Origin of the sequence: Bacillus sp. FSL W8-0223, assembly GCF_038006805.1 — a bacterium.
GTDB classification, from domain to species: Bacteria; Bacillota; Bacilli; order Bacillales; family DSM-4216; genus Bacillus_O; species Bacillus_O smithii.
This window is the reverse complement of record NZ_JBBOVX010000001.1, coordinates 1,752,182-1,778,464: the sequence shown is the minus strand read 5'-3', so window position 1 is coordinate 1,778,464 and position 26,283 is coordinate 1,752,182. Positions and strand designations below refer to the sequence as shown.

Sequence of the window (26,283 nt, the reverse complement as noted above, 5' to 3'; positions counted from 1 at the left end):
CAGCATAGTCATTGTTTTGTTCACCTAATGGAATAGACAGATTGATCTAAGGATTTATGGCACCGTGACCTACAAACAGATTTTCTTTTTTCACAAAATTATAGTACTCTACCTATTAGCTGAATACTAAAACTAAAACCTATAATAACAACAGATATATAAAACCAACTACAAGACCTACTAATAAGAATAGGAATATCCTTCTTAATATTGAAATTGTAGAACGGGCAAATTTGAAACATTCGAAGAAATGGATTTTACTCCTTCTATCAGTAGAACATTTTTTACATCATGAGCGTTTATTTTGAATTACGAAATGAATTTTTTATTTGGGAAAGTTTATTTTGAAAATTTGCATGATCACGCTTCATTTGGCTAAGACGATTCGTTACAACTTTTTTTCCATATCCATGTGGTGCGGAGGCAATTAATATTACATTTTCTTTATAATTGTTCATTCGGGAGACCTCCTAACAGCATTTTGAATCATCTAATGAAAAGTTCTCAGGAGTTGTTAATCCATCATATTCTTTGCAAATCATCTGGTTATCTCTTTTTTCGTAAAGAGTTACGGCTTTACAGTCCATTAATGCTCCTATAGCTTCTTGTTGGTAATTTGTATTTTTAGAGTAAATATTGCAGCCGACCATCTTAGATCGTAAAAGCGCTAAAAGCCTTCTCCAATTTGTAATTTGCCCATTCTGCAATAAACTTATGAATTCAAGTGATAGTTCATAAAAATCCCCGTATAATTCTACATGTTCTAAGCTCCGTTCGATTTCAGAACGAATATTTAAGTATTGAAGGCTTTCTTTGAAAAGAGCTGAAAGATAGCTTTTTATGTTTGAAAGAATTTCGACACCTAATGAGCATTTTTCGAAATATATGCCTTTTTGTTCTGCATCATAAAGAAAGTACCATACGTAATTTTCGGCAACATGAGGCTGCTCTTTAATGTTTTCGCTTATAAATTTCAACATTGAATCCGGTTCTTTATCGTGTTCGCTTAAATACTGTACTAACGATTGTTTTATTTGAGGTCTGATGTCTGAAAATAGGTATCAAGAACTATATCGTGAACATACACGATAAGACGTTTATTTTCGTGATATGCACGCAAAAATTCAAGGTGAGTAACAGTTTTCCCTTCATCCTCTAAGTATGTTCCTGCTTTATCCGCGATAAATAGTAGAAAGATATCACTTCTTGATACGTATTCCAAACAAGTTCGGATAGCATCTTGGTGAATATATCGCATACTATCTTCAAAGCGAATAGGTTCATGCCCCATATTTTTTAATTCTTCAAATACAGCATTTCGTATAGAGGAAAGAGCATCTTGTGCAACCGAACTTATAAAATAGTAGTTCTATCCATATTATAACACCGCCTTACTTTTTAAACAATCTCCCAAATCCGTAGAAATTTAGTTCGTTTGCAAATTCGTGTCTTAAAGCTTGATAACTTGATTTGAGAATTTCTTCAGAGGTTTTATTAGTGTCATGAATTTATGAAGTTAGAATCTATTTGATTAATGGAATATTGTTGTCTTAACCTTTTTTTCTTTTATTCGCAGGATGTTTGAGGTGCTTAACAAGGATTCCTTTCTGCATCTGCTTAGATAATTTATCTAACTTCTCTAAATTTTCGAATACAGACATGTCCCCTTCAATTGCTTTTCCAAACAACTCTTTTATGATATCCGTTTGGGCATTCTTTTCATAAAGTTCTGCTTGTTTTTCTATTTCAACCTTTATTCTCTCTATATCACGCAAAGACTGCTCTCTTATCCTTTGTATCTCTGCATTCTGCTGCTCTTTTAGTTTTTCTAACTCCGCCTGTTGTTGTTCTCTTAGCTTCTGCAAATCAACACTGTGTTGTTCTTTCAATTTTTGCAACTCTGCCTGTTGTTGTTCTTTAACAGTTTGTAGTGCACTATTCGCCTGATACCGAGCTCCTAAAAACGAAATAAAAGCAGGTACAATTCCAACCACAAGTGGAATTACAATCGATGTTAAAACATCCTTCACGAATTATCACCTACACCTACCGAATTTTAATTTGAATAGTGTTGAAAATGTTTGAAACTGAATATGTATATCGTCACACACAAATCATGTGTTGCTCTAACCTTTAGATCTTTTTAGCATAAAAAATTACTTTAAAAACATTCATTAGAACTTAAGTTCGACAAAAACTGCTAAATTCCTCCCCCTCCAATGATAAGTTTTTCTTCCTTAAAGTGGTTTGATTGAAAGTAAGTAATTTAATTGAGCATTTTGCAAAATTAGATTTTTTCTTAAATTGCAATATTAAATGCAACAAGTATTGAAAGACCAGATAACCCATGATTAAGTAAATCGGGACACTCTGCGCGACTTGACGTGGAGTGGCGGGCATGGTAGCCTGGTTGGCCCAGCCAGTACCGTATACCTGGCTTCATGGCTGGTAGCCATGCCCGCAGAGGCTCTTTGTCAAGTTGCTAAAAACCAACCCTTTGGGTTAGCTGGCTTAAGGTTAAGAAGCTAAGCCAGCTAACTCTATTTGGAAACACTCCTCAGGTGTACGATAATTGAGGATCTTCCTTGGAAGATGGTTACACCAATTTTCAACATAGGTAATGGTTTCGTCTGCCACAGAGGAAATGGGTCTCCCCTTTGGTATGAAGCGCCTAATAAGGCCATTATGACGCTCGTTGGTTCCTCGTTCACAGGATGTGTAAGGGTGTGTAAAATAAACCTCTGTTAGATCTTTTTCAACACTAAGGCCGAGGTCAGCAAATTCAGAACCGTTATCAGCCGTAATGGTTTTAAACACTTTAGAGAACCGATTACCATAAGACACTTTCAACTGAGATATGACTTCTGAAACGGATAGACTATCCTTGGCTGTCACTCTCAAAATTATTTCTTTACGGGTTTTGCGCTCAGTAAGAGTCAATAAGGCCTGATCTTTAGTCTTCTTGCCTATAACCGTATCAATTTCCCAGTGACCAAACTCTTGGCGTTCATTGACTTCAATTGGTCGCTCATCGATACTGCGTCCTAAGATCTTCTTATTCTTCCGGTTACGTTTTTTCTTGGTGTTCAGGGTAATTTTCATAGGTAGGTCAATGTTTTTAACGCCTATAAGTCCTAGATCAATATAGTTATAAAGGGTCTTGGTGCAAACCATTTTGTCTTTGAATTTCCCATCACGTTTGGCTCTCCCACATACCGCATCAGGAGACCATTTCTTATCAAGGATCTGAGTTTCGGCATACTTAATAAACTCGATGGCATCGTCTAGTTTTAGCTTGCGGCCACAGGCTTTCCTGTTTCTCTCATAGAGAAGTTGACCTGTGTCTGGAAAATAGACATGAACAATTTTCCCGTTGCTTTTTCTTTGTGGCACTGTACCTCTTCTTAACTCACGGGAGATGGTGCTTTTGTGACAACCAACATAATCTGCAATCTCCTGTTGAGTCTTACCAGCAGCGTGTAAGGCCGCAATTTTCCCACGGTCATAAGCCGTTAAGTGTTTGAAATGCCGAGCTCCTATGGTAGAATTAGTAATTGCCATAGATAAATCCTCCGTATCGATATTGTTTTAGTCGACTTAATCATACGTGGTTTATCTATGGTTTTTCATTTTTTATGCTTGTTGCATTTGATTATACAACTAGCCAATTAGATTTTTTGGATAAAAGTATAAAAAATAAAGCACTCGACAAATAGCTACCAGCATGTTATTTTACAAAATATTACAATAATCTTGTTTTCGGGCATACCTACAGAATTTTTCACATTGAATTTTTTTAAGCGGCTTTCTTCCCTTTATTTTCCTTTGCCATCGCTAGCGCTGAAACAAGTAATACAATAGCGTTCAGGTAAATATGGGTCTTTACTTTTTCAATTCCCCATACATGTAGGGAGTTCGCCGTAAGGTAGCTTTTCATTCTTGAATTACAGCGTTCTACACTTGTCCTCTCGTTGTAAAGCTCTTTCCAACGTTTTGTATCACGGTGCGGATTGGAATATCGGCGCACATCCTTTTTGATGTCGACTTTTACCACCATTCCATAGTTGGAAGATGAACAGGCTGCCATTCCTAATGGGCAATCCACTTTGCCGGTTGCGTGAGGACATCTGAACTTGAGCTGGTCCTTATCAGCTCCCCAATAAGTCATTTCATAACCCATGGAACAACGCGGAGTTCCATTGGAAGAAATCCCTTCAGGAGGCTCTTTTTCGTTGCGCAAATTGAGCGGGATAATGGCTTGCGCTCCAATGTTTTTGGCTGATTCATAGTTTTTTAGTTGGTCATATCCGCCATCCATGATCAGAAATTCAATTTTGGATTTGGTACGCTCTGCCACTTGCTCTATTAATTCTGGTGCGACTTCTCCATCGTTCACATGGGCAGGGGTTACTTTTATGGCCATTGGCAGTTCGCTTGCGGTATCGACTGAAAGATGCATCTTATAGCCAAACCAGGTAATTTTATTGCCGAAGGAATCATATTTTGCGCCCCAATTGGCATTACCCGTTTGTTCACTACGCTTTTTGGGCTGTTTCTTTTCATAGGCATCAATGGCGGCACTGTCGATGGCCTGGTGGCTGCCGTCAATTATTCCTTCCTCCTGAGCTAACTGTACCAAGTCAAGGAAGATCTTTTCAGCCAGCTTTTTTTTGATAAGTGCCGCAAAAACCCGGCTGAGAGTGGAGATAGACGGTGCGGGGCGATCAATCGATAAACCGCATTGATAACGGAAACGAAGGTCTTTATCCAATCGATGATGAAGGGCGGTAAAGGTGTCGATGCCTTCGAGTGGGGCAGCGATGAGAGCCCTTAGAATCCCTTCTCTGGAATGACCGTCAGCCCCTCGGGGTGAAGAACTTCTCAACTGTTTAGCATAAGGGCGTAAATCAAGCGAGCTAAAAAAGATAGGTAATTTCTCTTTTGACTCTAATTTTTGCAGTTCTTCAAAGGAAAATAGGCTTTCTTGTAGAATATACAAAGTGACTTCCTCCTTTTGAATTTTTGTGGTTTCGTCACTTCAAAAATTCTACATTTTAGGGGTGAAGTCCTTTTTTGTGTCTTTGAAATCCTTATGGCTCTTGGGTCAAAAAATATGCAAAATGCTCAATTAAATACTCAACTTTCGCACACAGAAATATTTAAGCATTGCTTGATATAATTAGGTATAGTGGCCAACCATTTATTCATTTGATTTTTAAAGATGTCCATGTTCAAAGAAACCTCGGCTTCCGCCAAAGTTTGGAAAAGGTCAATAAGTGATTGAAGGGCAGTAATAAAATCTATGTCTTTTACATCTTCGCAAAGGATGTAAAAAAGGTTGCCAATCGTCTTAGGATCCTCCTCTTTTCGCATTTGCCAAGCAATGAGAATATATCGTGTAAAAACAATGGTTGTATGGCTAATTAACATGTCGTAGGAACGTCCCTGGAATTCTTTCTCTAAATTTAAAAGGGATTTATTGCATTTGAAGAAGACTTCAATGTCCCAACGCATGCCGTAAATACGAATGATCTCTTCATTTTCTAATGTTGTATCTGTGCTGAGAATGGCAAGCCATTCGCTCCGTTTATTACGGTTTCGTACAAATAGAATTTTTACTGGAATTCCATTGTCTAAAGTAGCATAAACGGATCCGCGAATGTCTTTTTTACCCATGTGAGGTTTTGCCAATTTGTAAAGTTGATTCAGTGTGAAACGTTCACCATTGTAAACGTATCGCTGCTTTAATTGCTTCACCAAGCCAATGACAAATAACCCTTTGTTCGTAATCTTCTCAATTAAAGGCGCTTGTGTAAACCAGGAATCCATGAGAACATAGTCAGCTATAATCCCTTTTTCAAGCGCATGATCAAGTAAAGCTGAAGCCACGTCCGGTTTTGATTTCAGAGCTTCCTGGCGACGCTTATAGCCAGATGTTCGTTTATCAATATCGGTATTGATTTCTTGCAGGCGATTTTCCTTTTTCGGTGAACTTAGAAGAGCAAAATCAACGGGAATAAAAGTAAAACTATCGGTCCAGCCAAGGGTAAGCATTTGAAACCCTTTCAAGTACTGATGGGTAGAGTGATCAAAAACCTTAGCCAACAGTTCAACCGACTTACTACGGTTTCTTGAAAAGACAGAATCATCAATCACAAAAGCTGTGACACGATCTTTTGAAGTTAATGGTTGAAGCAGACGGATCATTTCACTGCTTAATGAAAGCAGAAACTTTCTCCAATGATAGGTTGGTGTATTTAAAAAGCGATAGACTGTATCCTTTCCGGGCAGATCCTGAGATCGTTTACTCATAAAAGCACGAAACCAGTTCTTATATTGGAAGACTAAAAGAAAAATCAGTTTGAAAACAGTAAGACAAGAATACCCGGAAAGTTTCGTAATATTCGCTTTTCTTAAATGATATCCAATATTTAATTCGGAAAATCCTTGTTTAATTTCTTTTGGTAATTGCGCAAAGTAGTCTTTATTCGTTATCATAGTGGTGACACCTTTCTTTTGGATTTGGTTTCGTCACCAATATTTTACCAAAAGAATAGGTGTCTTTCTTTATGTTTTAAAAAATGTCAAATGATAATTTTGTACTTCCAAAACCCATTTACATCAAGCATTTAAACAAGATTTTGGACTGCGAAAGCTGAGTTAAATACTAGTATAAAGAGTTGTTTAATTTTGGATGATCACTTTTACACTTCTAACTCAATGCTTTACAATATCATTACAGTTAAATAAATGTTTTAGAGGTAAAGTCATGGACATCCGGATTCAGTTACAACAAGCTCTTGCGGAATGTGAACGTTTAAGGAAAGAAAATGAATATTTAAAACACATTCTTTCAATGATGATGCAAAAGAAAGAAAACAATCATTCTGTAACTATGGCTAGTTCTATAGTGAACAACCAATCGTCACCGGAAGAAAAGATACGATTATTCAAGCAACTTTTTAGAGGACGAACAGATGTATATGCGGTTCGCTGGGAATCAAAAAACGGTCGCGCGGGATATACGCCTGCTTGCGCCTATGAGTGGCAACCGCCTATTTGTCGAAAACCGGAGATAAAATGCAGTGAGTGTCAGCATCGATCATTGCTACCGCTAAATGATCAAGTGCTTTACGATCATTTAAGCGGGAAGCATACGGTTGGAATTTATCCAATGCAAAAAGATGAAACGTGTTTCTTTTTGGCGATTGATTTTGACAAAAAGAATTGGCAAGAGGATGTGTTGGCGTTTGTTCGTGTATGTAAAGAGTTTTCCGTACCGTATAGTATTGAACGCTCAAGATCTGGGAATGGTGCACACTTATGGATTTTCTTCTCCGAAGCGATTCCTGCTTCATTAGCTCGCAAAATGGGAATGACATTGCTCGCTAAAACAATGGAAAAAAGATATGAAATAGGTTTAGACTCCTATGATCGATTATTCCCGAATCAAGATACGCTTCCAAAAGGCGGATTCGGAAATTTAATTGCATTGCCGCTTCAGCGAAAGCCAAGGACAAACGGCAATAGTGTATTTGTAGATGAATCCTTTACTCCTTATCCAGACCAATGGATGTATTTATCTTCTGTTCAAACAATGACAAAAAAAGAAGTACAAGATGTGGTACAGCTTTACGAAAATAAATCTATTACTGTAAACGAAGTGTATCCAGAGAAAATTACTATTGAATTAAAGAATGGTCTATACATTCTAAAAGATAGAGCCCCCTCTTCTCTTTTAACTAAGTTGACGAAACTAGCAACGTTAGCGAATCCTGAATTTTATAGAGCCCAGAAAAATCGCATGTCTACATACGGAATACCGCGAGTGATTAATTGCTCTTGGGATAAGGAAGGATATTTGGTCTTACCTCGTGGCTGTTTGGAGGAGGTTATCAACCTTTTATCGTCATTATCCATTCAAACTGAAATCATTGATGATCAATTCGATGGCCAGACGATTGATGTGGAATTTCAAGGTGAGTTAACTTTCCAGCAACACGATGCAATATCACAATTATTGAAACACAATACAGGTGTTCTTTCAGCAACCACTGGTTTTGGCAAAACGGTTATAGCGGCAGCTCTTATTGCGGAACGAAAAACCAATACGTTAGTCATCGTTCATCGTACACAGTTGATGCAACAATGGTTAGAGCAATTATCAACGTTTCTTAATATTTCATCAAAAGAAATCGGACAAATTGGAGGCGGAAAAAACAAAATAACAGGAAATATCGATATAGCAACCATTCAAAGCTTAAATTACAAGGGTCAGTTGAAGTCATTTATTACTCAATATGGCCAAATCATTGTCGATGAATGCCATCATATTTCCGCCTTTAGCTTTGAACAAGTGTTAAAACAAGTTCGCGCCAAGTATGTGTATGGTCTAACAGCTACACCGATTCGTAAAGATGGTTTACATCCTATTATTCACATGCAGTGTGGTCCTATTCGTTATAAAATTGACGGGAAAATACAAGCAAAAGTAAGGCCATTTGTTCATCGTTTAATTCCAAGGTACACGAACTTTACGTCCTCACACAAAGATATTCAGCAACTTTATACAGAAATAGCACTCAATGAACGGCGAAATCAGCAATTATTTGATGATGTGTTGTCTGCACTTGAAGAAGGCCGCTGTCCGTTAATCTTAACGGAACGAATTGAGCATATTGAAATTTTGAAGCAATTATTTAAAGGATTTGCCAAAAATATTATTGTACTCTCCGGGAATATGACGAAAAAAGAACGGATGGAACAATTGCAACGACTTGCTTCCATTCCTGATGACATGGAAAGATTAGTGATTGCAACAGGAAAATATATCGGCGAAGGATTTGACAATGCCCGATTAGATACTCTATTCTTAGCAATGCCAATTTCATGGAAAGGCACCCTGCAACAATATGTCGGACGCTTGCATCGAATTCATGCAAATAAACAAGAAGTACGTGTATATGACTACGTGGATAAAAAAATCCCGATTATGCAAAAGATGTTTGAAAAAAGATTAGAGGGGTATCGCGCAATGGGATATGTTATGGATGAAAAAAACACTTCGTACAACGAACAGATGAAGTTGTTTTAATCTTAGTTATAGAAATGGGCATATGTTTCATTTCACTTCACTTACACAAGATTACGATTAAATTAGCAGAACCCACCTCGACTCTTAACAATGTGTACCAAGGTGGGGCTTTTTCATTTATTTATGGGGTTAGAAAATACAGCAAATGTTAAACGCCCAACTACATTTGATGAGCAACTAGAGATTTTAAGAGAACGCCGGTTGAAAATAGATAGTATGGATTTTTAACGACAGTAAATTATTATCGATTATCATCTTCTATGCCAACTCAAAAAGATTTGGTCTCACTCTAATTTTCATTTAGTAACTGCTCAACATGTTTTTTTAACTTAGGAATCTTATTTCTGAACAACATCCCAGACAATTCGATAATTAATGGAGAAATAACCGTGAATCATCATATCTCTCATGCCAGCCACCTTTCTCTATTCGATATGTGGGTGTGCTTGTCGGATTTCATTTGGAATGTTTTTCGTTGCTTAGCCAATCACTAATATATTTTTAATTACCGCGTCCGACACTAAGTCTTTGTCTAGAAAATCATCATAAGATAAGCCCTTGGTGTATTTCTCAATTTTTTCTGCAGAGAATATCTTGTAAAAAAACTTTAGGCTCTCTCTGCATAATTAGCACTCCTTAAAATACTAGGCTTTAATGCTGGTTTGATATCATCTAAAATGTCTAAATCTACCGGCTTTTGAAAATGATCTTCCAGATTGAATTTTAAATCCATATAATCATCGAATGTCATGGCATCATCCATAAATTCCACTAACACATCAATATCACTGGACTATCTTTGTTCTCCCCGGCTATACGAACCAAATAAACCAATCCTTCTTCATCTACTGTATCTTTTGCTCTGATAATATAAGGTAACTTTATACGCGCAAAAACTTTTAGCCCCAAATCGAGGTACCCCCTCTTCACTAATAATTACACCCATCAATTCAATAAAAGCTAAATTTTGTATTTTTAAAAATTATACTATTGACTGACATGCTTCTCAGAGAGAATACAGCAAATTAGCTTTGATGCTTCATTTACATAAAAGAATAATTGTGTTAAATCTGTTTTAGAGTCCAAATAAAACAAAACAATACTACTACAATCGAAAACTATAAACTTCATCGACATCTTCATATTACATAGAAATTGTAGACAACCGGCTATTTCCGTCCGAAATCTGCTTTAATCTCACCCCATATGTCTGTTTCCCATTTGAGAATAGGGTTATTGTAATCGTTTTTTTTGAGCCATTGCTTCGCTCTTTCAATGAGCCGCCAAACTCGTTCGGTGTCTTTATTTCTTATTAGCGCAGTATTAACCTTTTTAGTTTTCACCCATTTGATAGCGGTTAGGGAGTCTGAATAAATAGGATAATCTTTTCCATACTGCTTTAGGAAGGCTAAAGCATGAACGATAGCTAAAAATTCTCCGACGTTATTTGTTCCAAGAATAGGGCCAAAGTGAAACAATACTTTTCCAGTTTTCGTGTACACTCCTTTGTATTCCATTTGTCCGGGATTGCCGCTACATGCCGCATCTACGCATATGCTCTCTTCTATATATGTCATATCTTTATTTAAATTAAGGGATATCTGTTGGGATGTTTTGGCCTTCTCTGCAGTCCTATAGTATTTCGTCCAACCATCATGATAAGCTTGTTTAGCCTCTTCGATGGATGAAAATGACTTATACTTTGCACTGGCTACCCCTAATACATATTGTTTGCATTCATCCCATGATGAAAAAATACCTGTCTGTTTCCCTATCCAGACCACGTAATATTTTGATTTCTTTTTCTCCATCATTCCACTTCCTTGAACTTCAGGAGTTAACTGACTCTCCTTTGTATGAACGCTCCGTAACGTTTCCGTATTTTCCTTTTTGATTGGCTTTGTTCCTTGCTTTAGGATGACGTTATTAACAATATCGGAATCCTCAACAATCCCATTACTTCCGTTAATTAATACATAAGAGCGAGTATTTCGACCAATGGCAAGGCGTTTTTGGTACTTCCTTTTATATATAATTAATTTCACGACTCTCTTTTCATTTCTTAACCAACTGGGAATCTGGCATTGCGATAACGATTCGACATAATATAAAACAAACGGGATATTATAGCCGACAAATGCACAATGGACGTTTCCTTTTGTGATTAACTCACTTAATTGGGGTAGTTGGTAATAAAAGGTCTGAATGTTAGGAGAATAACCTGCCCTAAAAATGGTGTTTACAAACTGTTTTATTTTTTCTTTTGTCGTTTCCTTCTTTTTAAGAGTAATATTATGGAAGACAGGAAGTAACTCTCTTAATACGATTTGAACATAATCACCGATACATGAAACATCGAGATTTGTGTTAAGAATTTTCGCTTTTCGATTCCTCATTTCGTAAAATTGATCCCACGCAGATATTTTTGATCGAATCATATTCATGCATTCGGATAAATTTTCCTTTATTTTATCTTCTGGAAGCCGAATGACCTCATCAAATCCGTTTTTCAGCAGCCATAAATCTCTTTCTGTATCGTACACTTTTGCTTGATCGGTTAAATGGTAACGGAGCCCATCGCATTCAACGGCAATTTTGCAATGTTCACCATATATCACAAAATCAATGATATATTTAGGGATCCAACCGTTTCTACTGCCCATCTTTTGATAAACTGCATATTGGCTTTCAAATTTGATTCCGTACTCTTTTAACGCGTTTTCAATCTTTACTTCTAAAGGTGAGTTTACATTCTTGATGCCAAGCTTAGAGGGAATTTTGTTTATTTCTGGTGTATCGTACTTTAAATTCTTTATATGTAAAAGTGTAATTTTCCGCTGCTCATCATATCGAAGTAATAAATTTTTACAAAAACTTGCTTCTTGATAATACGTAATAAGTAATCGGTACAATGAACAATGATGAAGAAGATTCATAATGGCTCTTTTCAACCTCGAAGATGTAATTTCAATTGCAAGTACACAGTCGTCATCATTATAAAGAGCGATATCAATCGTATGTTGTTCGTTATGATAATAAACAATTTCATTTCTTATGACGAGTAAACCATACCCTTCAGATAATTGAATAATACGATCAATGAGGGAAGATCTAAATTTATAAATATCATCAATTCGATTTTTTGCCTTATTGTGGTGAACAGATCTTTGTTCTTCTATTACCTCACTTATTTCTTTAAGAAAAGTACCGATTTCAAAGTTCTTCATAAAAACTACCCCAGTTTTAACAAGTGTTTTAGAAGTTATTCTTCTTTTTTTCGCCAAAATTTGCTAAAATCCTTCTTTTTGTAGTGAGATTGGCGCAGAAATATAGTTATACAATTATTTTGATTTTGAACATTGGTATAGAAAAGATTATATATTCTATGTGGGGAAACATTGATGAATTGATAAAATTTTGTATGAGGATTATGATTACCACCGACCATGTCTCAAGGTGGGTCTTTTTGCTTATATGAAGGAGTTTTTATACAGATCTATAGCGTAAATCCCAGCAGTATGTACCAAGGAGGAATTGCACAAACGTCTTCAATGAAGTTTCAAGCAGCCGAATGGCTTATTAATCAAATACAAATGTACAGTATTGATTTAAAAACAAATTCAGTTAAAAATATGAAGGTTGGATCAATACTATTTTACAAGAATATGTGAACGATAAAACCGATGCTTTAAACAAACGTGTATTGCTGTAGAAACAGACATTCAACGTATAATAAGAATATTAAGACAGTGAGCTAGTATTCTAGGGTATAAAACCTATTTGTCAACAGTCTGAAGGTATGCCGAATTGGCATACCTTAATCAATATGTTTACTCTAGGAAAATGAACCAACCGTACTTTTTCGAGTAATTGAATGAAATACAGACATAATAAACATAAAAAACAACATATTACGTTGCTTTGCCGAGGTCAAGGGTATCATCATGACCTGCTCTCCTGTTAGGTAAAAGTATAGTGACAAAAATGGCAACGACTGATCCTATGACTGTCTCCATGATGCGGGCCCATTCATAACCTCCCGAATGCAAAAAAGCCAAAACCATTACGACAGTTACGCCTATTTGTGAGATGCTGTCTTGATGAAGTTTAAGAGTTTTCGCCATTGCCATCCCTATAAAAATACTTAGAAAAGCGGCCATTCCTGAAGGCATGATCCACTGAGAGACAATCAGACTGCATGCCACTCCACCTACAACCCCTAAGAAACGATGAATCGCTTTGGTTACAGCCTTTTCAAAAGTCGTATTGGTAATTAAAACGGCTGTTAACGGAGCGATATAAGGATAGAAATGGGGAGTAATGAAAGTCGCCAGCCACCATGAAATTCCTGCTGCTAGTGATATTTTAAAAGTCTGTAAGGTGATGCCTGCACGATTTAGTTCTCTGCTAAGATGCTTTATAAACACTTTGGTGTTCATCGATATTTCCCCGTTATGATCCTTTTTGTTATTATGAGGCACAATTACAATCCAAGTGAAATATACTTAATTTCTAGATAGTCTTCAATTCCATAATGGCTTCCTTCACGACCGATCCCACTCTCTTTAAATCCACCGAATGGTGCTTGGGCGGCCGAAGGAGAACCATCATTTAAACCAATAATTCCATATTCTAATGCCTCTGTTATATAAACTGCTTCTTGAATATTCTCTGTAAATACGTAAGCAGCCAATCCATAAGGACTATTATTAGCACGTTCAATAACTTCTTCTACTGTTTTAAATGTTGTGATAGGAGCAAGCGGCCCGAATGTTTCCTCATGCATGCAGTACATATCGTCAGTAGCATTCATAATAACAGTTGGTTCCATAAAAAAGCCTTCTTCTTCTTTTATGGAGTTACCTCCTACAAGGATTTTAGCTCCTTTTTGTTTTGCATCTTCAATTTGTGCCTTTACTTTCCGAACGGCTGCTTCATTAATGAGTGGACCTATATCTACACCCTCTTCAAATCCATTACCCACTTTCAATTTTGACACTTTTTCTGCTAGTTTATTAGAAAATTCTTCAGCGATTCCTTCTTCAACAAAAATACGGTTTGCACATACACAGGTTTGGCCGGCATTTCTAAATTTAGACGCCATAACCCCCTCTAAAGCTTTCTCTATATCTGCATTAGCTGTTACGATGAACGGAGCATGCCCTCCTAATTCGAGAGATATTTTTTTCACAGTGTCAGCGGCCCCGCGCATTAAAATTTTCCCTACGCGTGTAGAACCGGTAAAAGTGAGCTTGCGTACACGTTCATCTTTTTGCCAAACATCCACAATCGGTTCTGCATCGCCTGTTACAATATTTATGACACCCTTTGGAATCCCGGCTTGCTCAGCGAGTTCTGCCAATTTCAAAGCAGTGAAAGGCGTCTCTTCAGATGGTTTCAAAACGGTTGTACAACCAGCAGCAAGAGCTGGTGCAATTTTTCGTGTAATCATGGCTGCCGGAAAATTCCATGGAGTGATGGCTGCAACAACACCTACAGGCTGTTTTTTGACTATAATACGTTTATTGGGAGAAGATGCCGGAATCGTTTCGCCATAAATTCGTTTTGCTTCTTCAGCAAACCAAGAGATATAGCTATTGGCATAAAAAATTTCTCCTTTTGCTTCGGAAAGAGGTTTTCCTAGTTCAGTTGTTATGATTTCCGCTAGTTCGTCCGTATGTTCTTCAATTAAGCAATGCCATTTTAATAAAAGTTGACTGCGCTCTTCGGCAGTCTTTTTAGACCACTCCTTGAAGGCAGAGTATGCCGCATCTATTGCCATTTTTGCTTCTTTTTTACCACCGTTGGGAATAGTGCCGATGATCTCCTTTGTAGCTGGATTGATGACATCAATGGTTTCTTTTGCATCCACCCACTGTCCATCTATATACATTTTGTTTGGATACATAGGATTGTCCTCCTTAGATGTTGTTTTGAACTCATCCAAAGACTATCATGATTTTTGCATTAGGAGTACTTCCTTTATATACTAGGGATATAACAAAAAGTTATGAGGGATCAAAATGAGAACAGAGTGGCTAGAGGCTTTCTTGGTTACAGCGAAGACAAAAAGTTTAACAAAAGCTAGTGAACAACTTCATATGACACAACCAGCATTAAGCAAGCAAATTAGAAAACTAGAAGAAGATTTAGGAGCAACATTATTTACACGTTCTGCCAAAGGAGTAGAACTAACAGAAGCCGGGGATATTTTATTTAAAGAAATTGAACCTGTCTTACATAAAATTCGTTCTATACAAAAAAAGATTCTATCAACACAAAAAACTTCAGAAATTAAAATTGGAACGTGGCCGAGTATTTCCAGCTTTTATCTCCCATATAAATTAGCTACAGCTAAGGAGAACGACCGGGAAGTGAATATTAAAATTTTTTATCATTATTATGATATTTTCAATTACCTACATACCGGGGACATTGATGCAGCACTGCTAGATGATCGAGAAATTCAACATTCATATTGGTCTAAACCTCTTTTTAAAGAACCTTTTTATTTGTTTGTCAATCATCTCCATCCACTGGCTAAGCATGAAGATGTCATTTATTTTAATGACTTCAAGGATGAACCCCTCGTTGTTCTCCCTTCTTCATGCGATGTTCGTATGTTAATAGAAGAAGCCTATAGACTTCATCATTCTCAACCGAATATTTCTTTTGAAATTGACTTTGGTCAAAGTATTATCGGGTTTATTTTAGCCAATTTAGGCATATCTATACTACCGGAAATTTTTACCTATAATATTGATCGATCCGTTATTAAGGTTCTTCCGATTGCCGATTTCAACATCAAGAGACAGATCTCACTCATTGCACGAAATCCTGCTATAGGAAAGTTGCTATTTACCTTATTCTTTCATGAATAATCTGCTTCGGTCGAACAGAAGAACCAAGAACTTTAATAGATTGTTAAAGAAAGAATATGATTTTGGAATTTTGATTTTTTGCTTGTACACATAATCTAAGAGGCTCTATTATGTGCAAGATCGGATGACGAATTCTGAAATAATGTACCATCCATATCAAAAATAATTGCTTTTTTCAACTTCCTCTTTCCTACCCTTCTTTTCAATGTATTTAAATGAAGCTTAGGGGAATGACCATAATACATGTTCGATGCTTCATTCAATATCTAATTACATTTGGAGAATTTCTTGCTTTATAAAAGCTAAGATGGTTTATTTTTGGAATAATAATGGATTAAAACCGTCATTTCAAACTTAAATAGCGCATTTTTACCTCAGGAATAGATCACCGTTTCTGCACGGTCTAAATGTTTTTTATATCAAAAACAAAGCCCCCTTCATTAGCTTATGGGGGCTTAACAGTTGATGTAAATTTAACTATTACAAAATTTTATTATAAAATCAATATTCAAAATTATTTATTTATGTCCAATTCCCTTTTTTCCTTTAAAAGTTTTTGAAATTCCATTTCTAATTCTTTAGACGGTTCAATACTTAAGCGGCTTAGCACTTCTGAAATTTTCGTTTCGAGTAAGAGACGTTGATCTTTTTTGCTGTCTCGAGTTTTTTGTGGTTGAACATGTTTATATTGCTGAAAGGTTCCTTCAAATAATTCTATCTTTTGATTACGAATGACCAATATTCGTGTTGCGATATTCTCAATGAATCGGCGATCGTGTGAAACGAAGATCACGCTTCCTTCATATTCTTTTAGAAGTGACTCTAATGCTTCAACAGATTCTGTATCAAGAAAATTCGTCGGTTCATCTAAAATCAACGTATTAATGTCACTTAAAAATAGTTTTGCTAGTGCCACTTTTACTCGCTCTCCGCCACTCAAAACCCTTACAGGCTTATAAACATCTTCATTGAAAAAATGCATTCTTGCAAGGACCGTCCGAATAAGCGTTTCATCTTGCTTTGAAGAGGATTGGACATTCTCTATAATAGATTTTTCCACATTCAATATATTTAAATTTTGGCTAAAATAGCCCATTTTAACAGAAGGAGAAATCATGATGCCTGGCTCTTGGTTGACGATCTTTTTTACTAACGTCGTTTTCCCGCTTCCATTTGGACCAATAATCGCTAATTTGTCACCACCTCGAACCTGAAAATTTGCACGGCTCCAAAGCACACGTTCTCCAATCATACCCGTTACATCTGCTACACGAAAGATAATCCGATTTTTAAACGTTTCTGCATTCGGCAAGTTCATCTTAATTGGTGGGAGTTCTTTCACATTTTCTGCCTTTTCAAGTTTTTCTAATCTCGTTTGAATGGCTTTCGCTGTTTTTTGCAGTTTCTTTTGCTTTTTGGCAAAGTATGGCTTTGTCCCTCTTACTTCCGATTCACTGACTCTTTTTGGCGTCTTCGTTGCTCTTTCCGCTTTTTTCTCTTTTAATTTTAATGCTTCTTCCAACTGCTTTTTCTTTTTCACATATTTTTCATAAGCTAATTGTTCTTGATGTTTCTCTGCTTCTTTTTGTTTTACGTAATCGCTGTAGTTGCCTGCATACTCTTTTATCTTTCCTTCATTGATTTCCCATATGGTTGTACAAAGAGCATCCAAAAATTCACGATCATGCGAAACAATGATAAATGCCCCCTGCCACTCTCTCAGCTTCTTTTCTAACCATTCAATATGGTCTGTATCAAGATTTGTTGTTGGTTCGTCTGCAAGTAAAAGTCCCGGATCTTTAACAAGAGCTTTTTGAATATATTCTTGCGTCACTTCACCACCACTTTTGGTTGTATCTGTTCGTTTAAACTGCGGTAAAAGTTCACATCGAGTATGTTGAATAACGACCCCTTCTTCTGGAGAAATCTTTTTAGCCAGAATTTGAAGCAACGTCGTTTTCCCGCTGCCATTTCGACCAACTAATCCAATTCGATCATTTTGATGAATTTGCAATGGATCCGCATCTATCAATAAACGATCCTGTACATAGTGCTTTACATGGTGAGCTTTTAATAAAAGCATATCAACATCTCCTTGTACCCGAGTTTAGGAGACAAAAAAAAAACCTCCTATATCCATTCAGAATAGGAGGCACAAAATCATAGGGCACACCAAAAGAAACGATCCTTTAGATCCAACCTATGAAAGTCCAATCCTATTCTGAAAAACGACAATTAAAGGCCTCATAAATGAAAATGAAGCGGAGATTTTTCTGCTAATATAGCCTTTAATTGTTGACCTTCGTGAATAGGATTAGAAAATCATTTAGTTGGTTCACCCTTCCGATCTTTTATTTTGTTTACAATCTAAACGATACATTTAGAATTGTCAAATGGCAAGTGTAAATAAAAAACCTTTTTATAAATTTAAATTCAATTTAAATTCAATAAACCACTTTTTCAAAACATATGTTGCAAAAAACTCTTTCATCAACATGGTCAATCTGTTAAGCCTAACGACTTTACAGAAACAAATGTTCGCAGACAACCAATGAAAGATTATGAAAAATCAAGTTTAGCTCACTTTGAAGCTGGCTTCACAACAGGTGGCGGTTAGATAGTTCCAGCACTAATTTTCTCGGAATAGCTCCATTAAGATTTGTAACTTTGATAATGGATATAAAAATCATCTACCCTTTTAAAAATTTTTTGGATAGTGGAGATTGGGGTAAAAGGATTTAATAAAACAGCTCTTAACCAACGTTTTCCCTTATAAGTCGGCAAAGAGAAAAACACCCCTTCTTTTTGTAATAGACATTGTTGTAACTCCAAGTTCCATTGGTCGTATTGCTTTGCATCGAGATTTTTGGGCCTCCACCTAAGGGGGCATTATATTGAGAGATTTTACCGCTGTCCGGCTTTATGAAGCCACCTATCATTTTTAACACCGTACTTTTTCCTGAACCATTTTTCCCCACAAGAGCCATAATTTGTTTTTCGTTAATGGAAGAGAAAGATTCTCAAAAACTGTTTGGCCATTATATTGTTTTGTGATGTCTTGCAGCTCGATAATAGATTTCGTGATTACCCCCCTTTCTTAAACAGGATCAACAAATGCTCTGCTGAAATCGCTTGCCCATCTCCCTATCCATTAACTTACAACTAAAATTCGTTAAATGGGCAAATCTAAAACCGCAGGGAATAAATAATCCTAAATAATCCGTTTGTATACCATTTCTTCTTACGTTCAACTCTTAATATAATGATAAAGCTTATTATCGATGCTTTGCTCCATCACCATGTTCATACAGACAACGGGAATTTCTTTATCATTTTTGTCTTTCATTACAGTTTGTTGAACAGATTTCTTATCAGGAATCGCCTGGCCTAGATAATAAAAGTCGCTTCCTTCATCATCATCTTTTTTTACGAATATATGAATATCAATATTATTTTCTTCTGCTTCAATAATGGCTTTAACTTCTTTTGATTCTAACGTTCTATTGCTTCTTGTATACCATTTTAATACTTCTTGATTCAAAAACTCATCACCATAATCTACACTTGACTCTATATCATCATTTTTATGGTAAGTGATAAATATTGGGCACGTATTGTATTTTGTCTTATAACCATACATGGTAAAACTTTCGTCATTCAACCAATTCAACAGCTTGCAAACATCTTTTCTTGTATATTTTTTATACAATGTTAGCGGTTGACTGCTTTGATAAACTTTGCTCTTTTCTTTTGCACTTCGAACAATGTCCATTACTAATTTTTTGAAAAATCCATTTGACTTTATACTCTCTCGAATTGAATCATTAAACCTATAATGTTTATCTTCATCAATAATAATAATTGGCTTATCTCCGTATTTTTTTCTAGTGTTTTCGGTGAAAAATGATAAATCAAAGACGCGTTGGACGGAAACAATTGTCGCATCATCCATTCGACAATTAGACTCTGCTAAACGTTTACGATATTCATCATATTCAACTTTTTCTTGACGAAGTAACAAATCTAATAAAATGATTTCATGCTGTCGTTTACCATTCAATATTTCTAGTGAAAACATTGTTAATACTTTATTTTCATAATCTGATAATGTAGGAACTTTTTCCTTTAATTTTAATAAAAATTGATAGTAGTTCATATTCTTTTCTACTATAACAACCGGATCAATTGAATGGTCGGAAACAAAATCATATAAAAATGGGATTCTGCCAATTCTATTTTTCAACTCGATAAAGGCTTCTTTTAATATTTTTATTGACGTTAAATTGCTGTTATTTATGGCTTTAAAAATTTGTTTTTTGGCAATTTCTTCAAAGTTTATTGTTGAGACACCTTTTATATAGCTTGTATCCGTCATATGTCGACGAATATTGTCTTTGTTTAGCGACTGGTCGCCTGATAAAGCAATCGGAATTAAGTAATTATTTTTATAATTGCCAATAAAATCAATGATCGTAACGAATTCTTTTGATGGATGCTTACGGAGTCCGCGTCCAAGTTGCTGTATGAAGATAATGCTCGATTTTGTTTGTCTTAGCATAACTACTTGATTAATGCATGGAATATCAATGCCCTCGTTAAATATATCCACCGTTAAAATATAATCCAGTAAACCATTTTCTAATTGATTTACTCGACGAATTCGTTCTTCTTGAGAATGATCCCCTGTTAAAGTTACTGTTCTGAATCCTTTTTTATTCAATAAAGAAGATAACTTTTCTGCTTCTTCTTTTCGGCTGCAGAACATCAACCCTCTTACTTTGTCACCAGAAAACCCATAGTATTGAATCTTTTCGACAATATGATTAACACGCTCTTCAGAAACTAACTTTGATAATTTTGTGGTATCGTTTATTGTCTCTCCATTAAATTTAAAGTCTGTTACCCCATAATAGTGAAAAGGACAAAGCATATCTTCTTCTAATGCTTCTTGCAAACGAATTTCATAGGCAATATTATGATCAAACAATTGAAATATATTAAAATCATCCGTCCGCTCAGGTGTAGCTGTCATTCCCAACAAAAACTTAGGTTTAAAATAATGAATGACTTTTTGATAGGATTTGGCACCCGCTTTGTGAACTTCATCCACTAAAATATAATCAAAGCATTCAGGATCGAATTGGTGCAAGATTTCTTCTTTTGAAATCGTCTGGATCGTAGCAAATAAATATTTAGCGTCTGTTTGCTTATAAGAACCCGATAAAATGCCAAAATCTTTTTCTAGACCTCCTAGAACCCTATAAAAATCAGATTTTGCCTTTTGTAAGATTTGCTCTCTGTGAACTATAAATAACATACGTTTCGGAGCAAAACTACGTACGTCAAAGGCAGAAAGATAGGTTTTTCCCGTTCCGGTTGCTGAGATCACTATTCCTTTATCTTTTCCAGCTTCACGCAGAGCTTGAATTTCTTTTAAAGCGGCTCGTTGCATTTTATTAGGAACAATCTTTAAAGCATCTTTAATCGAATTCCTATTGTATTGAGTTGGTAATTCGATCACATGATCTGTTGCTTTCTTGTCTGCATTCTGTGAATATGTCTTTTCGTAATGATCAATCCATTGTTCAGTCAATATTTGAGATTCTTCCCATACTTCCTCAAATTGATTTTTGAAGTGGTGGACAATTTCTCCGTTTTCATGTGATGTTAGTTTTACATTCCATTCGTAGTTAACTTTTAAGGCATGTGCTGTGAGATTAGAACTCCCAACAATTAAGGAATAATACGTATCGTGTTCAAATATGTATCCTTTTGCGTGAAAACCTTTTAAATTGGTTAACCTCACTTCGACATTTTTGATCTTCATCAATTCTCTGAATACTTTTGGCTGGTTAAAATTTAAAAAAGTAGAAGTTAGAATACGCCCTTTAATTCCTTTATATTTAAGATCAAGAAAATGAGATTTTAACATTGCCAGTCCACTCTCTGTAATAAAGGCCACCGAAAAAATAAAGGACCGACAATTTTCGAGTTCCTCTAATAAAGAATTTAAAACATTCTCATTTTTGATCGTATCATTAACCAAAAGCTTAGGTTTATAACTCCCTATTTGATGATACTTTTCATCGATAAATCCTTTATGTAATGATGCTTCTAAGTTTTGTATAAAATTCCCCATTCTATCACCATCACCACTTGCTGCCAATCATCTATTATTCATTTTAATTCTTGTCATATTGAAGTGCAAATATTGTTGAAATTGAAAAAAGCTATTCATGTCTAATCAGAAAATCAGAATAGCTTTTTTGTTTCTCATTTATTATGAATTATTCATTTAATAATGATATTTTAGTTAACTTCTCAATCGCTGGAACATCTGCCGGTGCCCAATCCAACGTTTTCAATTCTTCTATTGGCAGCCATTTGATAGAAGCATGCTCTGTTAAAACGGGTTCCCCTTCAATAAGTGTGCAATAAAATGTCGTTAAGTGAACAATTCCAAAATCATATTCATACACCGTATATTCAATTTGATCTCCAATTTCTACTTTGCAAAGCATCTCTTCTTGTATTTCTCGTTGCAGGGCTTGTTGAGGAGTCTCGCCTTCCTCGATTTTTCCTCCTGGAAATTCCCATTTATAAGGTAATGATTTGCTTGGTCCCCTTTGTGCACATAAAATTTTTCCATTTTTTATGATTACTGCACCGACAACGTGAATTTCTTTTTTCATGAGCTCCTCCTTATAAGTCAACTTGATGCAAATTATACCGCTATTAAATACGGAATTTATAAATTCTTTGTCAAATTGATGGTATTCATTCCAACTATACAACACAATCTCTCTTATTAAAAGTGATTCAAGCACTCACTATATCTGATAAAACACTATTAATTCTGATAAGATCAAAAATCTTGAATTCATATGAATTTTACTTTATGATTTCAGTTCTCATTTCCTTGATCCATATGATTCTTTTTATTCCTAACAATCATGGACTTACCCTTAATGTGAAACTATCATCATCGGGCATAGAGCACCAAAGTTTCTTCACCTTTACCATTTCTGCAAAACTCTATTAAACTCGTGTATTTGCGAAGGTAAGAGACCACGGCTAATTCTGCTTCATTTTATTCAATTATTTTTAACGGAAAAATTTGGTTTATTTAGCCAAACTTTGTCAAGATATGGTATAAAAGGAGCAATAATGATATCGAAAAGGCTGGTGAATCAATGTTCGGAAAACAGCAAGATGATCACGAGAAAAGGACGTTCTTTCAATGGATTCATTTTGTTACCCCGTATGTATATGCGCTCGGCATTATATTGATTATCGGATAGATTATCATCTCTTTATCCATATTAGGATGGAACACATGGAAAGACGATCCACGATCATTCTTTCTACAGCCTAAAACTACGGTAAACGCAACTCCTAATTCATCAGCAAACCATAATGCTGATCCTTCTGTAACGTCCTCTTCCAATACTAACACCCCCCAATCAAAAGATACGTGGATGAACATTTTCATTAAACCGATCGTTGAATCGAACTTTAATAAAATTATTTTTAAAGGTCTCTTTTTACTGATAATTTGGATGTTGTTCTTTCTTGTGATCCCGGTCGCTTTTAAAAATTTAAAAAGATTCAAGTTTTTCAGTATGGAATTTGAAGTGGCTCAGGTTGAAAAAGAAGCCATTGAAAATATTGAAATCAGTGCTTTAAAAGCACAAATTATGGCTAAATTATCAAGTGACGATATGGCGGGTGCGACGATTACGTTTTTAAGAGAAGATATCCTCCCGTATAAAGAAGTGCTAAAGTACTTTCTTTATGAAGTAAAAGAAAGTTATAAAACCCATCCACTTCATGCTTCTTTTTCATATAAAGTTTTTGAAAAACAAGATGCACCTGACAAATTAAAAGATTTGATTGAAGAATCGGAAGAAACCGCTGTGCGTAACAAAGAGAATCAAGACAACCTATTTAAAAAGAATTATCTCGTTTACTCATTCTCTTATAACGATGAAGAATATGTGACAGTCGTCAGCATCTATACTTATGCTTTCGATATTTTAGACCGGTCCTTGTTTTTGCTGTTACACAATGTTGTCGGAAGGAACATTGAGAATATCGAATATATGGTGGCATTGACAAAGGAGAATTGAAGAAAAAGAGTATCCGCAATTCTTTACGCTTTATAATTTATCGCGCAACATTAAAGAAAAGAGTGTGATGTCTATGTCAACTACAGCTCCAATCAGTACAAAGGCAGTAAATGAACGTGCAGCACGAAAATTGCAGAGGGCGTCTGCCAGCAAAAAAACAGGTTATGTTATGAGTAGCACAATCAAACTTGTCCGGGTCGATAAAAATGATCCTTTGGTCAAAAAAATTATCAATAGCCGTTAAAATGATGAAACCTTGGCCCCGCTTCCATAGCGGGTTGTTTTGTTTTTGTGCCTTTCATGATTGGCGTAGCATCAAATGTTTTTTAACGATATGCTGTAATACTAGCGATGACCCGGCAAGATCGGCAGGATTTTTAATGGGAAAATGATCCAAATTCATTTCGCTTAGCCCCTTAAACGTTTCGCCACTTAAATGCTTCCTATACAAGTCAATCATTTTTAGCATGTATCCGCCTGCTTTCATTCATCATTTTGTTTATTATATGCTTTGTTTTCCATTTTTATCATCACAAAAAACGGATCCGAAAGATTGGATCCACATTTTAATTATGAAAATATGTATGAATCACCACTTCCATCGTAAGTGGCCAGACTGTCGACAAATCCGAAAAAACCGGATTTGCCGACAGTCTTTTTTTGTATAATTAAGATACCGTAATGAATTGAGGTGGATGAAGTGCTAACAAAAAATACACAGATGAATCGTGATCAAATAGAAATGATAGCTTTAGACCAACTTGTACCTGCAGATCATTTGGTTCGTAAAATCGACGCTGCTATTGATTTTTCATTTATCTATTCGCTTGTTCAAGACATGTATTCATCGGAAAGAGGTCGACCAAGTATTGATCCAGTTGTATTGATTAAAATGGCTTTCATCCAATATACCTTCGGTATTCGTTCCATGCGAAAAACTATAGAGGAAATCGAAACGAATCTGGCTTACCGTTGGTTTCTTGGATTTGGTTTTTATGATAAGGTACCTCACTTTTCAACGTTTGGGAAAAACTACGAGCGACGCTTTAAGGATACAGACTTATTTGAACAGATATTCTATCGCATTTTGAAAGAAGCTGCAGATAAGAAGCTGATAAGCAGTGAGCATGTCTTTATTGATTCTACTCATGTCAAAGCGAGTGCGAATAAGCATAAATTTGTGAAGAAAGTGGTTCGAAAAGAAACGAAAGCCTATCAAGCACGTCTACAAGATGAGATAAATGCTGATCGAGAAGCACATGGAAAAAAGCCATTTCCTCCAGATAAATTTGGGAAAGAAGAATATAAAGAAATAAAAGAAAGTACCACTGATCCGGAAAGTGGTTACTACGTAAAAGACGAGCGAACAAAACAGTTTGCTTACTCATTCCATGCTGCTGCGGATCGAAATGGCTTTGTTTTGGGGGCTATTGTAACGCCAGGGAATATTCATGACAGTTCCGTATTGGAGCCACTTCTTGAAAAAGTCATAGAAAAACATGGAAAACCGGTTGTAGTTGCTGCTGACGCTGGATATAAAACTCCCGCCGTTGCCCAATACATATTTGAAAATGATATGACCCCTGCTTTACCTTATACTCGCCCTCGTACAAAGGATGGTTATTTCAAAAAACATGAGTATGTTTACGATGAATACTACGATTGTTATCTTTGTCCGCAAGGACAAGTGTTAAAATATGCAACTACGACGAAGGAAGGCTATCGTCAATATTTTTCTGATCCAGTCCAGTGTAAAGATTGTCCATTCCTCTCGAAGTGCACCCAAAGTAAGGAGCATAAAAAACTGATTCAGCGACATGTATGGGAATTTTATTTAGAGGAAGCTGATCATCTTCGGCATACACAAGAGAATAAGAGCATTTATGCAAGACGGAAAGAAACCATTGAACGTGTTTTTGCTGATGCAAAGGAAAAGCATGGTATGCGTTGGACAACCTTAAGAGGTCTAAAAAAATTGTCCATGCAGGCGATGCTAACTTTTGCTGCAATGAATTTGAAAAAGATGGCTTGCTGGACATGGAAAAGTCCAGCAATAACATAAAATAGACCCCTGGAGGGGTCTATTCCAAACATTTGAAAGCATAAAAGTGACAAAAGGCATCCGAAAGCGCACATTCGGATGCCTTTTGTCTACACTCTGACCACTTCCATCGTAAGT

Annotated in this window: 20 protein-coding genes and 2 pseudogenes; 4 read left to right on the top strand and 18 right to left on the bottom strand. The window is 35.9% G+C overall.

The features are described 5' to 3' along the window. Positions 1 to 299 precede the first annotated feature (299 nt). The 7 genes from NST81_RS08680 to NST81_RS08655 form a co-directional block, all read right to left on the bottom strand. On the bottom strand, positions 300 to 458 hold the full coding sequence (locus NST81_RS08680) for a hypothetical protein (RefSeq protein ID WP_327805741.1): 159 nt from the start codon (positions 456 to 458) through the stop codon (positions 300 to 302). Positions 459 to 470: 12 nt separating this feature from the next. Further along, a complete protein-coding gene (locus tag NST81_RS08675) occupies positions 471 to 980 on the bottom strand; it encodes a hypothetical protein (RefSeq protein ID WP_327805740.1) in 510 nt (169 codons plus the stop codon). Positions 981 to 1,030: 50 nt separating this feature from the next. After that, positions 1,031 to 1,357, bottom strand: a complete 327-nt coding sequence (locus tag NST81_RS17620; protein ID WP_412677386.1) for a DUF4062 domain-containing protein — start codon at positions 1,355 to 1,357, stop codon at positions 1,031 to 1,033. A 193-nt stretch (positions 1,358 to 1,550) separates the two neighbouring features. Next, positions 1,551 to 2,030: a hypothetical protein gene (locus NST81_RS08670; RefSeq protein WP_341029398.1), complete on the bottom strand. Its 480-nt coding sequence runs from the start codon at positions 2,028 to 2,030 to the stop codon at positions 1,551 to 1,553. Between the two features lie 487 nt (positions 2,031 to 2,517). Beyond that, positions 2,518 to 3,561, bottom strand: coding sequence for an IS30 family transposase (locus tag NST81_RS08665; RefSeq protein ID WP_048622401.1), 1,044 nt, complete (start codon positions 3,559 to 3,561; stop codon positions 2,518 to 2,520). Between the two features lie 235 nt (positions 3,562 to 3,796). Further along, a complete protein-coding gene (locus NST81_RS08660) occupies positions 3,797 to 4,999 on the bottom strand; it encodes a transposase (protein WP_048623400.1) in 1,203 nt (400 codons plus the stop codon). 137 nt (positions 5,000 to 5,136) lie between these two features. After that, complete coding sequence (locus tag NST81_RS08655; RefSeq protein WP_341027776.1) at positions 5,137 to 6,498, bottom strand: IS4 family transposase; 1,362 nt, start codon at positions 6,496 to 6,498, stop codon at positions 5,137 to 5,139. A gap of 271 nt (positions 6,499 to 6,769) precedes the next feature. Here NST81_RS08655 and NST81_RS08650 point away from each other — a divergent pair, with 271 nt between their 5' ends. After that, positions 6,770 to 9,094, top strand: coding sequence for a TOTE conflict system archaeo-eukaryotic primase domain-containing protein (locus tag NST81_RS08650; RefSeq protein ID WP_341029396.1), 2,325 nt, complete (start codon positions 6,770 to 6,772; stop codon positions 9,092 to 9,094). Between the two features lie 338 nt (positions 9,095 to 9,432). Here the strand turns inward: NST81_RS08650 and NST81_RS08645 are convergent, their stop codons facing one another. The 6 genes and pseudogenes from NST81_RS08645 to NST81_RS08620 all read right to left on the bottom strand — a co-directional run bounded on the left by NST81_RS08645 (position 9,433) and on the right by NST81_RS08620 (position 15,002). Next, positions 9,433 to 9,492 carry a hypothetical protein gene (locus NST81_RS08645; RefSeq protein ID WP_234395415.1) on the bottom strand — a complete coding sequence of 20 codons (60 nt, stop codon included), beginning with the start codon at positions 9,490 to 9,492 and terminating at the stop codon, positions 9,433 to 9,435. 209 nt (positions 9,493 to 9,701) lie between these two features. Continuing rightward, positions 9,702 to 9,929 (bottom strand): annotated as a pseudogene (locus tag NST81_RS08640) (nucleotidyltransferase family protein). Positions 9,930 to 10,263: 334 nt separating this feature from the next. Then, a complete protein-coding gene (locus NST81_RS08635; RefSeq protein WP_412678316.1) occupies positions 10,264 to 10,905 on the bottom strand; it encodes a ribonuclease H1 domain-containing protein in 642 nt (213 codons plus the stop codon). Positions 10,906 to 11,529: 624 nt separating this feature from the next. Continuing rightward, positions 11,530 to 11,757 (bottom strand): annotated as a pseudogene (locus NST81_RS08630) (endonuclease domain-containing protein); the annotation flags it as partial. Between the two features lie 1,248 nt (positions 11,758 to 13,005). Then, positions 13,006 to 13,533, bottom strand: a complete 528-nt coding sequence (locus tag NST81_RS08625; RefSeq protein ID WP_328202765.1) for an FUSC family protein — start codon at positions 13,531 to 13,533, stop codon at positions 13,006 to 13,008. Positions 13,534 to 13,577: 44 nt separating this feature from the next. Next, positions 13,578 to 15,002: an NAD-dependent succinate-semialdehyde dehydrogenase gene (locus NST81_RS08620; protein ID WP_341029391.1), complete on the bottom strand. Its 1,425-nt coding sequence runs from the start codon at positions 15,000 to 15,002 to the stop codon at positions 13,578 to 13,580. A gap of 115 nt (positions 15,003 to 15,117) precedes the next feature. Here NST81_RS08620 and NST81_RS08615 point away from each other — a divergent pair, with 115 nt between their 5' ends. Continuing rightward, entirely contained in the window at positions 15,118 to 15,975 is an 858-nt protein-coding gene (locus NST81_RS08615) for a LysR family transcriptional regulator (RefSeq protein WP_341029390.1), read from the top strand. Positions 15,976 to 16,489: 514 nt separating this feature from the next. On the opposite strand, the gene NST81_RS08610 is transcribed toward NST81_RS08615, so the two are convergent. The 5 genes from NST81_RS08610 to NST81_RS08590 form a co-directional block, all read right to left on the bottom strand. Next, positions 16,490 to 18,058, bottom strand: a complete 1,569-nt coding sequence (locus NST81_RS08610) for a Vga family ABC-F type ribosomal protection protein (protein WP_328202760.1) — start codon at positions 18,056 to 18,058, stop codon at positions 16,490 to 16,492. A 670-nt stretch (positions 18,059 to 18,728) separates the two neighbouring features. Continuing rightward, positions 18,729 to 18,962, bottom strand: a complete 234-nt coding sequence (locus NST81_RS08605; RefSeq protein WP_278898843.1) for an ATP-binding cassette domain-containing protein — start codon at positions 18,960 to 18,962, stop codon at positions 18,729 to 18,731. Between the two features lie 260 nt (positions 18,963 to 19,222). Continuing rightward, on the bottom strand, positions 19,223 to 22,114 hold the full coding sequence (locus NST81_RS08600; protein WP_341030478.1) for a DEAD/DEAH box helicase: 2,892 nt from the start codon (positions 22,112 to 22,114) through the stop codon (positions 19,223 to 19,225). A gap of 148 nt (positions 22,115 to 22,262) precedes the next feature. Next, entirely contained in the window at positions 22,263 to 22,667 is a 405-nt protein-coding gene (locus NST81_RS08595; protein ID WP_003352883.1) for a (deoxy)nucleoside triphosphate pyrophosphohydrolase, read from the bottom strand. A gap of 554 nt (positions 22,668 to 23,221) precedes the next feature. After that, complete coding sequence (locus tag NST81_RS08590) at positions 23,222 to 23,422, bottom strand: hypothetical protein (protein WP_327805725.1); 201 nt, start codon at positions 23,420 to 23,422, stop codon at positions 23,222 to 23,224. Positions 23,423 to 23,453: 31 nt separating this feature from the next. Between NST81_RS08590 and NST81_RS08585 the strand changes: the two genes are divergently transcribed. Then, positions 23,454 to 24,104, top strand: coding sequence for a hypothetical protein (locus tag NST81_RS08585; protein WP_341029385.1), 651 nt, complete (start codon positions 23,454 to 23,456; stop codon positions 24,102 to 24,104). A gap of 700 nt (positions 24,105 to 24,804) precedes the next feature. Further along, positions 24,805 to 26,166: an IS1182 family transposase gene (locus tag NST81_RS08580; RefSeq protein WP_003354354.1), complete on the top strand. Its 1,362-nt coding sequence runs from the start codon at positions 24,805 to 24,807 to the stop codon at positions 26,164 to 26,166. The last annotated feature ends 117 nt before the right edge of the window (positions 26,167 to 26,283 follow it).